This is a genomic window from Streptomyces sp. URMC 126 (assembly GCF_051386555.1).
In the GTDB taxonomy this organism is placed as follows: domain Bacteria; phylum Actinomycetota; class Actinomycetes; order Streptomycetales; family Streptomycetaceae; genus Streptomyces.
Map to the genome: position 1 here is coordinate 1 of NZ_JBPQTX010000912.1, position 268 is coordinate 268.

A 268-nucleotide genomic window follows, 5' to 3' on the forward strand; every position below is an offset into this window, starting at 1 on the left:
GACGAGGTAGAGCCGCACCGGCCGGCTCTTGTCGATCACGATCGGCCGCTTGGCGTAGGCGTGCGCCACGGTGTTGACGGCGTAGACCTCGTTCTCGTCGTCGAAGTTGGTGTCGAAGGCGTTCATCACCATCACCAGCTCCTGCCAACGGGCGTTCTCGGGCGTGCCGAGCAGCCGCCCGCGCGCGGCGTCCACGGCCTCGGGATGGCGGGCCGGGTCGGGGTCGATGACGAAGGCGCCGTAGAGCCCTTTGTGGATGTGCCGCTTC

General features: G+C 68.3%; 1 protein-coding gene. It reads right to left on the reverse strand.

Features of this window, described 5'->3' with window-relative positions:
- On the reverse strand, positions 1 to 268 hold a 268-nt coding region (locus ACSNOK_RS34465; protein ID WP_436784658.1), incomplete at both ends, for a hypothetical protein.